Genomic DNA, 13,971 nt, shown 5'->3' on the forward strand with positions numbered 1-13,971 from the left:
ACCGCCTTGTAGCCGGCGAGGTTCGCCTGGCTCGACAGCACGTCCATGACCTGGGCGCGGGTGATGCGCGGCATGAACTCCATGGCGAAGGCGTTCACGCCGGCCTCGGCGTAGGCCTTCACATGCTCGCGGCTGTTGTGCGGGTTCAGGATCGCGAACAGCAGCGCGCCCTTGCGGATCAGGGCGAGTTCGTCGGCCCCGCCCTCCCCGTCGATCAGCGGGCGCTGGACCTTCAGCACGATGTCGGCGCCGGCGAGCGTCGCCGCCGGGTCCGGCGCGATGTCGGCGCCGGCCGCCGCGAAGGCGGCGTCGGGGATGCTGGAACCGAGGCCGGCCCCGCTCTCCACCACAACCTCCAACCCGAGAGTTTTGAATTTCTTGACGGTGTCGGGAGACGCGGCGACGCGGAGTTCGCCCGCGCGGCGCTCCCTGGGTATGGCGATCTTCATGTCGGTTTGGCTTTCGAAAGCCGCCACCGGGCGGCGGTGCGGCCGCACGTGCCCCACCCCGGCCCTCCCCCGCTTGCGCCAGGGGAGGGGGACAGAGCTTTGCGAGGATGCGGCGGCAGTCCCCTCCCCCGCCCGGCGGGGGAGGGTCAGGGTGGGGGCACGTGCCGTCGAGCGCTGCCCCTCTCTCTCACTGGTTGGCGGCGACCGGGTAGTTCCAGGCCTCGCTGGGCGGCAGCGTCGCGTCTTCCAGCTGGCGGCGGATCAGGTCGCGGACGCTGACCACGCCGACCAGGGTGGTCCCCTCCAGCACCGGCACATGGCGGATGCCGTGCTCGTCCATCAGGCTCAGCACATGGCGCACCGTGTCCGACGGGTGGCAGCAGAAGGGGTCGCGCGTCATCAGCGCCGTCACCGGCTGTTTCAGGACGTCCGGCCCACGGTCGACCAGACCGCGCACGACGTCGCGTTCGGAGATCACGCCGACCACCGTGTTGCCCTCGGTCCGGCAGACGTCCTTGACCACCAGGGCGCCGGTGTTCTCCGTCTTCATCAGACGCAGGGCCGTGTCCACCGTCTCGTTGACGCGCACCATGCCGATGCGCGTGCCCTTCTTGCGGAGAATGTCCTCGACTCTCATGACACCCCTCCCCTTCCCGCTGATCTCTTGATGTGTGTGAGCGGCCTCCGCCTTATTGCGCGGCCACGGACGGCACGAGTTCCTTCGCGTCGGCCGGCTGCGGCCGGGTGTAGAGGCCGGCGACCTCGCCGCGCTGCCGCACCAGGGCCAGCACAACGTCGATGGTCGGGGTCGGCACCTCGACCATGCGGCCCATCTCCTGGACGACCGACAGCAGGGCGTCGATCTCCATCGGACGGCCACGCTCCAGATCCTGGAGCATCGAGGTCTTGTGGGCGCCGACGGCCCCGGCGCCGTTGATGCGGCGCTCGACGTCGACGCGGAAATGCACGCCCAACCGGTCGCCGATCCGCTTGGCCTCCAGCATCATCGCCTTGGCGACGGCGCGGGTCTCCGGATCGCCGCAGATCACCTCCAGCGTCGCATGGGTCAGCGCGCTGATCGGGTTGAAGCACAGGTTGCCCCACAGCTTCAGCCAGATCTCGTCGCGGATGCGGTCGAGCACGGGCGCGCGCAGGCCGCCGGCCTCCATCATTTTCGACAGCGCGACCACGCGGTCCGACATGGAACCGTCCGGTTCGCCGAGCGAGAACTTGTCGCCGTAGATGTGCTGGATGACGCCGGGCGCCACCACCTCGGTCGCCGGGTAGACGACGCAGCCGATGGCGCGCTGCGGCCCGAAGCCGTTCCACTGCGCCCCGCCGGGATCGACCGAATCCAGGATGCGCCCGTCGAAATCGCCGCCGGTGCCGTAGAAATACCAATAGGGGATGCCGTTGACGGCGGTGACGACGGCGGTGTCCGGCCCCAGCAGGGGCTGGATCGCCGGCACGACGCCGGGGACCGAATGGGCCTTCAGCCCGATGATCACATAGTCCTGCGGTCCCAGCTCCGCCGGGTTGTCGGTGCAGCGGGGATGGACGGTCGTCTTCTCCTCCCCCACGATCAAGGTCACGCCGTTCTCGCGCATCGCCGCGAGATGGGCGCCGCGCGCCACCAGGCTGACTTCCGCCCCGGCCTGGTGCAGCCGCACGCCGAGATAGCCGCCGATGGCGCCGGATCCGTAAATGCAGATTTTCATGCCCGATCCCTCTCCCCCGTTATCGGCCCTTTTGGCCAGGCAGCCTTTGCAGCGGCGGCCAACAGTCTGTTGCTCAAACTGTGCGTGGAGTTTGGTATACCACATACCGTATGTCAACGCAGAAAGTGGGGGCACCGCCGAGAATGCGTGGCGGGGACGCTCACCAAAGGGGTGGAAACCGGCGGGCTACGCTCCTTTCGTGAAGAAGTAGACGGTCAGCGCGACGCCGATCGCCACGACGCCGGTCTTCAGCCGCTTGGGATCGATCCGCTTGGCCCCCAGCGCCCCGGCGTAGCCGCCGGCCACCGCCGCCACCGCCATCGCCAGGGTTTCCGGCCAGGACACCGCCCCGGAGATGGCGAAGGCGGCCACCGCCGCCCCGTTCATCAGCATCGCCAGCAGGATGCGCAGGCCGTTCATGGCGTGGATGTCGCGCAGCCCGAACAGCGTCAGCGCCGCCAGCATCAGGAAGCCGATGCCGCCGCCGAAATAGCCGCCATAGATGGAGATGAGGAACTGCACCACCAGCACGCCGCGCCCGCCGAGCCGCAGCCGCGCCACCATGCCCGGCGCGTAATGGCCGATGGCGAAGACCGAGGTGGCGAACAGCAGCAGCCATGGGACGAAATCGGCGAACAGCGCGTTGGGCGTCACCAGCAGCAGCAGGGCGCCGACCAGCCCGCCGATCAGGCTGAGCGCCGCGAACTGCGGCAGGTTCACCTCGCTGGCCGCGCCGATGTCGCGCCGGTAGGCCCAGCTGCTGGCGGCTTGTCCGGGGAACAGCGCCACCGTGCTCGACGCGTTGGCGCTGACCGGCGGCACCCCGGCGAACAGCAGCGCCGGAAAGGTGATGAAGGCGCCGCCTCCGGCGACCGCGTTCAAGGCCCCCGACGCGAAGCCCGCCATCATCAGAAGACCCATGCCGAGCATCCATTCCCTCCCGTGAAATGTTGCGCCGCCAAATTCCGGGCGCTTCCGGGCCCCGAATTTGGGCGTTGACCGCCCGAACCGTATTCCGTATACAGAATATCAAGAAGACGAAGCGGCTCTCGAAACTCGAACGGTCCACCGGGGGACGTCCAGAACGCCAAACGACCGACGCCATGGCCGGGGCAACGGCCACAACGTCGGTGCGTTTGCTGGCAGACCCTTCTGGGGACCTTGCCCGGTCAGTCTCCCCGACGCGACCGGGCCCGATTCCTTCAGTCGGCGCCCTCGGTGGCCAGCTTGCCATGGACCGGAGCGGATTCGGCGATCTGCCGGGCGCGCATCGGCTTCAGCACGAACAGGGCGAGGAAGGCGGCGATGGCGTTGACCGCGGCGGCGAAGAAGAACACCGCCTGCCAGCTTCCCGTGGAGGCCACGGCGACGTTGGCGAAGGGCACGACCAGCGACGCGGTTCCCTTGGCGGTGTAGAGCAGGCCGGCGTTGGTCGTCGCGAACTTGGAGCCGAAGCTGTCGCCGCAGCAGGCCGGGAACAGGCTGTAGATCTCGCCCCAGGCGAAGAAGACCAGGCCGGTCAGGATCACGAAGGCGACCGGGTTGTGACCCCACTGGTTCAGCGCCAGGATGCCGACGCATTCGATGGCGAAGGCGATGAACATGGTGTTCTCGCGCCCGATGTTGTCCGACACCCAGCCGAAGAAGGGGCGGGTCAGGCCGTTCAGCACGCGGTCGATCGACAGCGCGAAGGTCAGGGCCGGCAGGGTCAGGCCCATGATGCTGACGGGAACGCCGTCGAGGTGGAAGTCCTTGGCGATGGGACCGAGCTGCGCGGTCGCCATCAGGCCGCCCGCCGCCACCATGGCGAACATCAGATACATCACCCAGAAGGTCGGGGTCTTCAGCATCTCCTGCGGGGTGTAGTTGCGGCGGGTCTGCACGAGGCCCGACTTGTCGACCTTGGGCAGCTGGTCGGCGCGCGGCTCGGCCAGGAACCAGGCGAGCAGGAAGACGATGCCGCCCTGGCCGAGACCGAAGGTCATGAAGGTGGCTTCATAGCCGGACGAGGCGATCATGTTGGCGATCGGCACGACGGTGAGCGCCGAGCCGGCGCCGAAGCCGGCCGCCGTGATGCCGGCCGCCAGACCGCGCCGATCCGGGAACCACTTCAGCGCGTTGCCGACGCAGGTGCCGTAGACGCCGCCCGCCCCGATGCCGCCGATCGCCGCGCCCAGATAGAGCATCGCCAGCGAATCCGCGACGGAATTGATGGCCCAGGCCAGCGCGCAGAGGGCGCCGCCGACGACCACGACGATGCGCGGCCCGAACTTGTCGACGAACCAGCCCTCGACCGGCACCAGCCAGGTCTCGGTGACGACGAAGATGGTGAAGGCGACCTGAATCGCCGCGCGGCCCCACTGGTGCTTTTCTTCGATCGGGGTGACGAACAGGGTCCAGCCATATTGGAGATTGGCGATCATCGACATGCAGATGACGCCGATGACCAGCTGCATCCAGCGGCCACCGAGAGGCCCGTTCTGGGCCCCGGTTTGGGACTGGCTCATTCTTCTGTTTCTCCTTTGAAGCGTGCTCTCTTCCAGGTCGGGCGTTGTTTTTGTTCGATGTTCCTGCTTTGGCACTTTTGTTCGAAGGCGGAGGAAGCGCGGCGGAATGCGGCGCCGCGGCCTCCACAGCCCCTTCTTGGGGTGTTTCGAAACCCGGCCAGACGTGAATTTCTGAGCTTCATATCTGGAATTATCAATATGGTATACCAGATGCCGACCCCTTGTAAACCGATTAGTGGCATCACCAACTGTTTTAACCCCCATCAGTCGGAAGCCCCCTTTTCCGCCTTGATGGATGGCCGCGCTCTGGCATATGGTATGCCAGAGCGCAGCCAAGAGCGGAGTCCGGACCGTCGTCCAGACCCGAGCCGCGCTCCGAGCCCCTGGCCCCGCGACCACGGCCACCCGTTTCCCCGCTGTGGATCACGGGCCCCCGGGCGGTTCCTTTCCATCCCCACCGACACGCCTCAAAAGAAGGAGACGAGCGCCATGGAGCAGCAAACCGTCGAGATCGTCCTGGCACGGGACGACGCCGACATCGCGGCCAGCTTTCCGGTCATGAAGGAATTGCGGACCCATCTGGCCGACGCCGACGTCTACCGCGCCCAGGTGCGCCGGCAGATGGACGACGGCTACACGCTGGCCCTGGTGCGCATCGACGGCGAGGTCGCCGGCTGCGGCGGCTTCCGCGTTCACGAGACGCTGTCGCGCGGGCGCTACATGTATGTCGAGGATCTGGTGACCGCCTCGCAGAAGCGGTCCTACGGGCTGGGCGACAAGCTGTTCGACTGGTTGGCCGCCGAGGCGCGCGAGCGCGGCTGCGCCCAGTTGGAGATCGTCTCGGGCGTCCAGCGCGGCGAGGCGCACCGCTTCTACCACCGCAAGCGGATGACCATCAAAGCCTTCCAGCTCGTGCTGCCGCTGACCTGAACGGGACGGCACGCGAACCGGCCAAACCAAAAAGGCGGCCCCCTGCGGGGCCGCCTTTTCCCATGCCGGCCGGACGCCGGATATCGAGCCGGATCAGAAGGCGCGGGGGAAGCTGGCCCAGGTCGGACCAGGAACCTCGTCCTCGCCTTCCACCGGGTTGGCCCGGCGCAGGCGGCTGGCGGTGAAGTCGCCGGCGGCGGCCTCGGCGGCGCCGACCCGTGCGGCCAGGATGTGGTGGACGGTTCCGGCGAAGACGGACAGGACAAGCGAGAGAGCCAGCATTTCCAACATGTTCGTCGCTCCAGTGCCTCGGTGGTCAGAATGTTTTCTTCTTGTGCCGTCTCCCTTATGACGCACCGCACCATATGGGACAAGAGCTTTGGCATACCAAGCACCAGATGCCCGATATGCAGCTTGCGCATTCCGCAACGCCGTTAGGCATGCGCCACAAACATACCGTATCGCGGAATATCTTTAAAATCCCTGTTTGCCCGACGATGCCCGCAGCGCGATACGCCGGCTGCAAAATTGTTTGATTGGCGTACTGTATTTGGTATACCATCATTCTCGGTCAACGGGTCCCGATGGCGCGGCCACCGCCCCGCGCGACCGTCCCCGCCATCGGCGCCGAGACGCGCCGGCATCCAAGGGCCAACCTCCAGGGAGGGCACGCCATGAAGGTCGAACACATCCTGCGCACCAAGGAGTCCCGTGTCGTCGCCGTCCGCACCAGCGCGACCGTCGCCGAGGCGATCGGCCTGATGAAGGCGGAGAACATCAGCGCCCTGGTCGTCAAGGAGGTCTGCCGGACCGAGGGCAACACGCTGGCCGGCGTGCTGTCCGAGCGCGACATCGTCCACGCCCTGCTGGAGCGCGGCTCCGGCCTGCTCACGATGCCGGTCTCCCACCTGATGACCCGCGCCCCGGTCACCTGCGCGCCGCAGGACAGCCTGCATCACGCGCTGCACCTGATGGACCGCCACCACATCCGCCACCTGCCGGTGCTCGACGACGGGCATCTGGTCGGCGTCGTCAGCGCCCGCGACTTCACCCGCCTCCAACTGGAGGAACTGAGCGCCGTCGCGGATCCACGGCCGGCCAACGCCCCCGCCACGGCGCATCCGATCCACTGATTGGGTCCGCCGGCTGTTTCGTTCCGCCGACCGATCCCGCGCCGCCGCCATGCCCGACCGCAGGCGGCGGCGCGTTCCCATGGGAGATTGCGCTCCGTGACGACCCTGATCTTCACCCACCCCGACTGCCTCGCCCATGACACCGGCCCCGGTCATCCCGAGGGGCCGCACCGGCTGGCCGTGATCTGGGAGGTTCTCGACCGCGACGAATTCAAGGGGCTGGAGCGCCGCCCGGCGCCCGAGGCCACGACCGGCCAGCTCGCCCGCGTGCATGACCGCGCCTATGTCGACGCCGTGCTCGCCGCCATGCCCGTCCAGGGCTACCACCGGCTGGACGGCGACACGCTGCTGTCGCCGGGGTCGCGCGGCGCCATCCTGCGCGCCGCCGGGTCGGTCTGCGCGGCGGTCGACGCGGTGATGGCCGGCGAGGCCACCAACGCCTTCTGCGCCGTCCGCCCCTGCGGCCACCACGCCGAGCCGGCCCGCGCCATGGGATTCTGCGTCTTCAACAACGTCGCCGTCGGCGCGCTGCACGCCCGCGAGCGCCACGGGCTGTCGCGCGTCGCCGTGGTCGACTTCGACGTGCATCACGGCAACGGAACCCAGGCGATGTTCGCCCAGGACGCCGGCCTGTTCTTCGCCTCGACCCACCAGTCGCCGCTCTACCCCGGCACCGGGGCGTCGTGGGAGCGCGGGGTCGCCGACAACATCCTCAACCTGCCGCTGGATCCCTACAGCGGTTCGGCCGAGTTCCGCCAGGCGGTCGAGCGCGTCATCCTGCCGGCGCTGGAGGCCTTCGCGCCGGAGCTTCTGCTGATCTCCGCCGGCTTCGACGCCCACGCCCGCGACCCGCTGGCCCAGCTCGGCCTGACCGGCGCCGATTTCGAATGGGTGACGCGCAAGCTGGTCGAGGTCGCCGAGCGCCAATGCGGCAACCGCGTCGTCTCCGTCCTCGAGGGCGGTTACGACGAAACCGGACTGGCGGAGGGCTGCGCCGCCCATCTGCGGGCATTGACGCGCGCCTGATTCCGTTCCCCCTCCTTTTCCGTCATGGCCGGGCTTGTCCCGGCCTTCCACGGGCCATCCACGGGCGCGCTTCAAGGTCGTGCGCGGATGCCCGACACAAGGCCGGGCATTGACGATGTTTGGAGAAGATCAGGGAATAGCCGGCAAACGGGCTGTCAGGCGGCCGTCCACTCCAGCAGGCGGGCGACCGCGCCGTCCGGCGCGGTCCGCACCAGCGGAGCGGCGCCGAGCAGCACGATCCCGCTCGACCCGTCGATGGTGAGCAGGTCGCCGGCGCGCACCGTCACGCCGCCGACGGTCATGACGCCTTGCTCCGGGTCGATGCGCAAGGCACGGGCGCCGGCGACGCAGGGCCGCCCCATGCCGCGCGCCACGGTGGCCGCGTGGCTGGTGAAGCCGCCGCGCGCGGTGAGGATGCCCACGGCCGCCTGCATGCCGCGGATGTCGTCCGGCGCGGTTTCCGGCCGGCACAGCAGCACCGGCACGCCGGTGCCCGCCAAACGCTCCGCGTCCTCGCTGGTGAAGGCGGCATGGCCGGTCACCGCCCCCGGCGAGGCCGCCAGCCCGACCGCCAGCGCGTCCGCCGCCGCGTCTTCCGCCACCGCCGGGCGCAGCAGCTCGTCGAGCGCGCGGGGATCGACCCGCCGCACCGCCTCGGCGCGGGTGATGATCCCGGCCTCGGCCAGATCGACGGCGATGCGCACCGAGGCGGCCGAGGACCGCTTGCCCGCGCGGGTCTGGAGAATGAACAGCCGGCCGGATTCGACCGTGAACTCGATGTCCTGCATGTCGCCGAAGGCGCGCTCCAGACGGTCGGCGACGGCGCGCAGCTCGGCGAAGACCGCGGGCATGCGACGCTCCATCGAGCGGTCGGCCGCCGCCCGCGCCGTCTCCTGCCCGGCCGCCAGCGGATCGGGGTTGCGGCCGCCCGCCACCACGTCCTCGCCCTGCGCGTTGGCGAGGAACTCGCCGCACAGGCCCGGCTCGCCGGTCGAGGGGTCGCGGGTGAACAGCACGCCGGAGCCCGAGCGGTCGTCGCGGTTGCCGAACACCATCGCCTGCACCGTCACCGCCGTGCCGCCCTCGTCGGACAGCCCGTGCAGCGCGCGGAAGGCGATGGCGCGCGGGTTCATCCAGGAGCGGAACACAGCGCCGATGGCGGCGCGCAGCTGCTCGGCCGGATCCTGGGGGAAGGGCGTGCCGCAGGACTCCTCGACCGCCCGCCGGTAGAGCGGCAGCAGGGCGCGCCAGTCCTCCGCCGTCAGGTCGGCGTCACGGGTCAGGCCGCGCGCCGCCTTGTGGGCATCGAGCAGGTCGTCGAAGCGGTGGGCCGGCACGCCCAGCACCACCGGCGCGTAGGTCTGGATCAGCCGGCGGTAGCAGTCGTAGGCGAAGCGCGCGTCGCCGTGGCGGTCCGCCAGCCCCTCCACCGTCGCGTCGTTCAGGCCGATGTTGAGCACGGTGTCCATCATGCCGGGCATCGACGCCCTGGCGCCCGAGCGCACGGCCAGCAGCAGCGGCGCCTCCCGCCCGCCGAAGCGCGCCCCGGCCCGCGACTCCAGCGCCGCCAGCGCCGCGTCGATGCGCCGCTCCAGCGCCGCCGGCGGGCGGTCGCCGGCGGCGCGCACGCGCTGCCCGGCGTCGGTGGTGATGGTGAAGCCCGGCGGCACCGGAATCCCCAGCCGCGCCATGGCCATCAACCCGGCGCCCTTGCCGCCCAGCCGCTCGGGATCGGCGGGCCCGCCCGCGGCCCCCGCGCCGAACTCGGCGATCCAGGAGGCGGCGTCGGCGGTGGCGGCGTCCGGTGCGACCGGTTTGAGAAGCGTGGACCCGAACGCAACGACGGAGGCCGCGACGGAACAAGCCGAAGCGCTGATGACCCTCACATCCAAGCCCGTGTCCATGATTGCATCCCTCTCACTGCCACCCGGATCGTCCGGATTGCCACACCGAAGCCTGTCGGCAACGGCCGCACTGCACAACAGCACTTTCTGGCAATTTTCACAATGCGGAAAGTGTGTCAAACTTTCGCATTCTTACCCAAGTGTGACCTTTTCAACCGGGGTGTCGACCGGATCGAACCCGCATCCAACCGGAATGCGGAACACCGCTCCGGCCGGCGTCTCCACCAGTCGGGGCTCGATCGGGCGCAAGTCGGCGCGCTCCGCCTCGCCGAGGGCCGCCGCCACGCCGGGGCAGTCCGCCAGCCGCGTCAGGATCATGCGGGTGACGAAGACCAGACGGCGGCATCCGGCCGCCGCCTCGTCCAGCGCGCGGCGCGGCGTGGTCCACAGGCCGGCGACCGCCTCGCCGCCGTCGACCAGCGGCTCCTGCCCTGGCGGGGCGGGGGCGAGAAGGAACAGCGTGTCGTAGCGCCGAGCCTGGGTGTCGGGCGTCACCCAGCGGGTGAAGGGCACCGCAAGATGCGGTGCCGGGAGCAGCCCGGACCCGGCCAGCGCCCCGGAAAAGGGTGTTCCCGCCGCCAGGGCGGCGCGCAGGGCCGCCAGCCGGCCGGGATCGGGCGGAGCCTCGGCCAGCAGCATCCCGCACTCCTCGAACGCCTCGCGGAGCGCGGCGACACGCCACGGCAGGTCGTCGGGAGCGGCCCCCGGCCACAGGGCGCGCCAGGACGGCGCATGGTCCCCCGGCTCCAGCCCGCCACCGGGAAAGACGGTGGCGCCGGGGGCGAAACGCAGCGCGCCGTGCCGCTCGATCATGAAGCATTCCAGCCCGTCGACGCCGTCGCGCAGCGGGATCAGGGCCGCGGCCGGGCGCGGCGTGGCGGGTTCGGCGGGGAAAACATTCATGCATGCCAGTGTGGACCGGACCGGACCGGCCTGTCCATACGGCAGCGTCCGGATACCGCCGTCCTGCCACCATACGGAAAAGCCCCGCGCTGCGGTTGACCGGCTTGGCCCGGCGAACCCAGCATCCCGCCGACACCGCATTCGCCGCCCCCGCCCGCTCCAGCGACACGAGAGCCGGAGGCCGGGGTGGCCAAGGAAGGCTCAACCGCCATGCCGTTCCACCGCAGCACCAAGATCGTCGCCACCCTCGGCCCGGCCAGCTCGACCGAGGCGCAGATCGTCGCCCTCGCCGAGGCGGGCGTGAACGTGTTCCGTCTCAACGCCAGCCACGGCACCCAACCCGAGCATGCCGAGCGCTACGCCCGCATCCGCGCCGCCGAGGAACGGCTGGGCCGCCCGATCGGCGTGCTGCTCGACCTCCAGGGGCCGAAGCTGCGGGTCGGGACCTTCGGCTACGGGCCGGTCGATCTCGTCATCGGCGACCGCTTCCGCCTCGACCTCGACCGCCGGCCGGGCGACCGGAGCCGCGTCGCCCTGCCCCACCCGGAGGTCTTCGCCAGCCTGGAGCCCGGCCACGACCTTCTGCTGAACGACGGACGCATCCGCCTGCGCGTGCTGGCCTGCGGCGCCGACTTCGCCGAGACCGAGGTGCTGGCCGGCGGCGCCCTGTCCGACCGCAAGGGCGTCAACGTCCCCGGCACGGCGCTGGCCCTGACCGCCCTGTCGGAGAAGGACCGCAGCGACCTCGCCTTCGGGCTGGAGCTGGGGGTGGACTGGATCGGGCTGAGCTTCGTCCAGCGTCCGGAGGACATCGAGGAGGCGCGCGCGCTGATCGGCGACCGCGCCCAGGTGATGACCAAGATCGAGAAGCCGGCGGCATTGCCGACGCTCGACCGCATCATCGAACTGTCCGACGCGGTGATGGTGGCGCGCGGCGACCTCGGCGTCGAGCTGCCGCCGGAGGACGTGCCCGGCCTTCAGAAGAAGATGATCCGGATGAGCCGCGCCATGGGCAAGCCGGTGATCGTCGCCACCCAGATGCTGGAATCGATGATCGGCGAGCCGACCCCGACCCGCGCCGAGGCGTCGGACGTCGCCAACGCCGTCTATGACGGGGCCGACGCGGTGATGCTGTCGGCCGAGTCGGCGTCGGGCCGCTACCCGGTGGAGGCGGTGGCGATGATGAACCGCATCATCCGCCGGGTGGAGAAGGATCCGCTCTACCGCCGCATCATGGACGCCGACCACCCCAAGCCGGAGGCGACGGCGCCCGACGCGCTGACCGCCGCCGCCCGCCAGATCGCCGAGACGATCTCCGCCGCCGGCATCGTCACCTTCACCACCACCGGCTCGACCACGCTGCGCGCCTCGCGCGAGCGGCCGACCGTGCCGATCCTCGGCCTCAGCGCCCGGCGCGAGACGGCGCGGCGGCTGTCGCTGGCCTGGGGCGTCCACGCGGTGTGGACCGACGACGTGCAGAATTTCCCGGAGATGGTCGGCCGCGCCGCCAGCGCCGCGACCGCCGCCGGGATCGGCGAGACCGGCCAGCCGCTGGTCGTCACCGCCGGCGTCCCCTTCGGCACGCCGGGCATGACCAACAGCCTGCGCGTCGTGACCATCGACGCGGAGGACGATGCGCCGCCGGCCGCCGTGGAGACGGCACGGCAGGCGGAGACGGTGTGAGAAACCGTCCGGGGGCGGCCGCTCAGGTCAGGAAGTCGCAGTGCTTCTCGACATGGGCGGCCAGCCCGATGGTGTGCTCGCGGACCAGGCGCTCGGCAAGGTCGGCGTTGCGCTCCTCCAGGGCGGTGATGATCGCCTTGTGGTCGTGGATCGAACGCTCGGCCCGGTTCTCCTGGCCGATGGTCAGCTTGCGGATCGCCCGCATGTGGATGAACAGGTTGTCGGTGACGTCCTGGATCAGCTTCGAGCCGCTGAGCTGGATGATGCTCTTGTGGAAGGCGATGTTGGCGTCGGAATATTCGCTGACATGGTCCTTCGGGCTGCGCTTCTCGAAGTTGCCGAACAGGTCCCACAGCTTGTGGATCTCGGCGGCCGGGGCGTGCTCCGCCGCCATGCGCGCCGCCATGCTCTCCAGCGCCGCCCAGACCTGGATCATCTCGATGATCTCGGTCTTGGTCTTGCGGATGACGAAGATGCCGCGGCGCGGCTGGAGGCGGATGAAACCCTCCTGCTCCAGCAGGGTCAGCGCCTCGCGGATCGGCGTGCGGCTGACGCCGAGCTTGTCGCTGAGCTGCCGCTCGTCCAGGCGGATCTCCTCGTTGTGGTCGTAGATGTCCATCTCCGTGATCGCCTGCTTCAGCGCGTGATAGACCTGACTGCGGAAGGTCGTCCCGGTGTCGAGCGGCTGCACGTTGAGCGATGGAACGGTCATGGTCCTCGGTGTCCTTCAGGTCCCGCCGCGACCGGTCGCGTCGCGGCACGCCGATCTGGGGTGCGTCGGCTTCTCGTATCTCACATACCAGATGCATCCAATGCCCTGAAAAGTCCAGGACTATCCGGCCGATTCACCCCGTCGGGGAGGGGACGGGCAGGCTTGCCAGCAGCCCGGCCACCGCCGGCGGATCGCGCATCGCCAGCCCCATCGCGGCGACGCCGGCGGCCCCCGCCTCCCGGCAGGCGATGGCGGCGGCGGGGCTTTCCACCCCGCCCAGCGCGATGACCGGAAGCCCCGCCCCGGCGGCCATGCGCCGCAGCCCGTCCGCCTCCAGCCAGGGGCCGTAGCCCGGCTTGCTGGCCGAGGGAAAGATCGGCGACAGGGTGGCATAATCGGCCCCGCCGGCCGCCGCGCGGGCCAGTCCGGCGGCGTCATGGGCCGAGACGCCGACCAGCGCCCCCGGCCCCAGCAGCGCCCGCGCCGCCGCGAGCGCGTCCGGAATGTCGCCACCATCCGGCAGATGCACCCCCGCCGCCCCGGCGGCCAGCGCCAGCGCCGGATCGCCGTGCAGCGTGACCAGCGCCGACCATCGTCGCGCCCGACCGACCAGCGCGCGGGCGAGGTCCAGGCGGACGGAGTCGGGCAGATCCTTGTCGCGCAACGACAGCCAGCGCACCCCGAGCTCGAAGAGGTCGCCGGCCAGTTCCGGCAAAGGGCGGATGGCCTGCTTGCGGTCGGTGATGACGAGGAGCGGGGGGAAGGGCGGCATGCCTCATCATGCCCCGCCTCCGCGTGCGCCGCCGCAATTTTCCGGAATGTGGAAAGGCTTTTTGGACAATTTGCCTCACGAACAATCTCAGCCGACCCTGTCGAACGGCAGACAGCCACCGCCACCGCATCTCCTCTTCGCACAGGACCCATCGCTTGCTGTTGACACAATCCGTAATACGGATGATCGTGAGGGCGGGCATGGGGCATCTGGCATGCCAGTCGCGTCGGCCAG

The 13,971-nt window shown here is 70.0% G+C and carries 14 protein-coding genes; 4 read left to right on the forward strand and 10 right to left on the reverse strand.

Going from position 1 to position 13,971, the window contains the following annotated elements:
* The 5 genes from J2847_RS30160 to oxlT form a co-directional block, all read right to left on the reverse strand.
* Positions 1-449: Rossmann-fold NAD(P)-binding domain-containing protein (locus J2847_RS30160; RefSeq protein ID WP_459208600.1), on the reverse strand; the 449-nt coding region annotated here is incomplete at its 3' end.
* 187 nt (positions 450-636) lie between these two features.
* Complete coding sequence (locus J2847_RS30165) at positions 637-1,086, reverse strand: CBS domain-containing protein (RefSeq protein WP_085554488.1); 450 nt, start codon at positions 1,084-1,086, stop codon at positions 637-639.
* Between the two features lie 52 nt (positions 1,087-1,138).
* On the reverse strand, positions 1,139-2,167 hold the full coding sequence (locus J2847_RS30170) for a 2-dehydropantoate 2-reductase (protein WP_209782435.1): 1,029 nt from the start codon (positions 2,165-2,167) through the stop codon (positions 1,139-1,141).
* Positions 2,168-2,353: 186 nt separating this feature from the next.
* Positions 2,354-3,088 carry a sulfite exporter TauE/SafE family protein gene (locus J2847_RS30175; RefSeq protein ID WP_325169516.1) on the reverse strand — a complete coding sequence of 245 codons (735 nt, stop codon included), beginning with the start codon at positions 3,086-3,088 and terminating at the stop codon, positions 2,354-2,356.
* A gap of 281 nt (positions 3,089-3,369) precedes the next feature.
* Positions 3,370-4,674 (reverse strand): oxalate/formate MFS antiporter, encoded by a 1,305-nt coding sequence (gene oxlT / locus J2847_RS30180; protein ID WP_085554485.1) that lies wholly within the window; start codon positions 4,672-4,674, stop codon positions 3,370-3,372.
* Between the two features lie 489 nt (positions 4,675-5,163).
* Between oxlT and J2847_RS30185 the strand changes: the two genes are divergently transcribed.
* Positions 5,164-5,604 carry a GNAT family N-acetyltransferase gene (locus J2847_RS30185; protein WP_209782437.1) on the forward strand — a complete coding sequence of 147 codons (441 nt, stop codon included), beginning with the start codon at positions 5,164-5,166 and terminating at the stop codon, positions 5,602-5,604.
* A gap of 93 nt (positions 5,605-5,697) precedes the next feature.
* Here the strand turns inward: J2847_RS30185 and J2847_RS30190 are convergent, their stop codons facing one another.
* A complete protein-coding gene (locus tag J2847_RS30190) occupies positions 5,698-5,895 on the reverse strand; it encodes a hypothetical protein (protein WP_209782438.1) in 198 nt (65 codons plus the stop codon).
* Positions 5,896-6,278: 383 nt separating this feature from the next.
* Here J2847_RS30190 and J2847_RS30195 point away from each other — a divergent pair, with 383 nt between their 5' ends.
* The gene (locus J2847_RS30195; RefSeq protein WP_209782439.1) at positions 6,279-6,737 is read left to right on the forward strand and encodes a CBS domain-containing protein; all 459 of its coding nucleotides are present in this window, start codon (positions 6,279-6,281) and stop codon (positions 6,735-6,737) included.
* A gap of 96 nt (positions 6,738-6,833) precedes the next feature.
* Positions 6,834-7,763: a histone deacetylase family protein gene (locus tag J2847_RS30200; protein WP_209782440.1), complete on the forward strand. Its 930-nt coding sequence runs from the start codon at positions 6,834-6,836 to the stop codon at positions 7,761-7,763.
* Between the two features lie 155 nt (positions 7,764-7,918).
* Here the strand turns inward: J2847_RS30200 and J2847_RS30205 are convergent, their stop codons facing one another.
* Both J2847_RS30205 and J2847_RS30210 read right to left on the reverse strand, forming a co-directional pair.
* Positions 7,919-9,667, reverse strand: a complete 1,749-nt coding sequence (locus J2847_RS30205; RefSeq protein ID WP_209782441.1) for a pyruvate, phosphate dikinase — start codon at positions 9,665-9,667, stop codon at positions 7,919-7,921.
* Positions 9,668-9,799: 132 nt separating this feature from the next.
* On the reverse strand, positions 9,800-10,570 hold the full coding sequence (locus J2847_RS30210; RefSeq protein ID WP_233474888.1) for an NUDIX hydrolase: 771 nt from the start codon (positions 10,568-10,570) through the stop codon (positions 9,800-9,802).
* A 210-nt stretch (positions 10,571-10,780) separates the two neighbouring features.
* Between J2847_RS30210 and pyk the strand changes: the two genes are divergently transcribed.
* Positions 10,781-12,253, forward strand: coding sequence for a pyruvate kinase (gene pyk / locus J2847_RS30215; protein ID WP_209782443.1), 1,473 nt, complete (start codon positions 10,781-10,783; stop codon positions 12,251-12,253).
* A 22-nt stretch (positions 12,254-12,275) separates the two neighbouring features.
* Here pyk and J2847_RS30220 read toward each other — a convergent pair whose 3' ends face one another.
* Positions 12,276-12,965 (reverse strand): GntR family transcriptional regulator, encoded by a 690-nt coding sequence (locus J2847_RS30220; RefSeq protein ID WP_209782444.1) that lies wholly within the window; start codon positions 12,963-12,965, stop codon positions 12,276-12,278.
* A 133-nt stretch (positions 12,966-13,098) separates the two neighbouring features.
* Positions 13,099-13,737 (reverse strand): thiamine phosphate synthase, encoded by a 639-nt coding sequence (locus tag J2847_RS30225; RefSeq protein WP_209782445.1) that lies wholly within the window; start codon positions 13,735-13,737, stop codon positions 13,099-13,101.
* Positions 13,738-13,971 lie beyond the last annotated feature (234 nt).

The organism is Azospirillum agricola (assembly GCF_017876095.1).
GTDB classification, from domain to species: domain Bacteria; phylum Pseudomonadota; class Alphaproteobacteria; order Azospirillales; family Azospirillaceae; genus Azospirillum; species Azospirillum agricola.

Bases quoted from the DNA above. Each gene is read 5' to 3' on its own strand.
- J2847_RS30165 (WP_085554488.1), bottom strand. From the start codon at position 1,086: ATGAGAGTCGAGGACATTCTCCGCAAGAAGGGCACGCGCATCGGCATG.
- J2847_RS30170 (WP_209782435.1), bottom strand. From the start codon at position 2,167: ATGAAAATCTGCATTTACGGATCCGGCGCCATCGGCGGCTATCTCGGC.
- J2847_RS30175 (WP_325169516.1), bottom strand. From the start codon at position 3,088: ATGGGTCTTCTGATGATGGCGGGCTTCGCGTCGGGGGCCTTGAACGCG.
- oxlT (WP_085554485.1), bottom strand. From the start codon at position 4,674: ATGAGCCAGTCCCAAACCGGGGCCCAGAACGGGCCTCTCGGTGGCCGC.
- J2847_RS30185 (WP_209782437.1), top strand. From the start codon at position 5,164: ATGGAGCAGCAAACCGTCGAGATCGTCCTGGCACGGGACGACGCCGAC.
- J2847_RS30190 (WP_209782438.1), bottom strand. From the start codon at position 5,895: ATGTTGGAAATGCTGGCTCTCTCGCTTGTCCTGTCCGTCTTCGCCGGA.
- J2847_RS30195 (WP_209782439.1), top strand. From the start codon at position 6,279: ATGAAGGTCGAACACATCCTGCGCACCAAGGAGTCCCGTGTCGTCGCC.
- J2847_RS30205 (WP_209782441.1), bottom strand. From the start codon at position 9,667: ATGGACACGGGCTTGGATGTGAGGGTCATCAGCGCTTCGGCTTGTTCC.
- J2847_RS30210 (WP_233474888.1), bottom strand. From the start codon at position 10,570: ATGAATGTTTTCCCCGCCGAACCCGCCACGCCGCGCCCGGCCGCGGCC.
- pyk (WP_209782443.1), top strand. From the start codon at position 10,781: ATGCCGTTCCACCGCAGCACCAAGATCGTCGCCACCCTCGGCCCGGCC.
- J2847_RS30220 (WP_209782444.1), bottom strand. From the start codon at position 12,965: ATGACCGTTCCATCGCTCAACGTGCAGCCGCTCGACACCGGGACGACC.
- J2847_RS30225 (WP_209782445.1), bottom strand. From the start codon at position 13,737: ATGCCGCCCTTCCCCCCGCTCCTCGTCATCACCGACCGCAAGCAGGCC.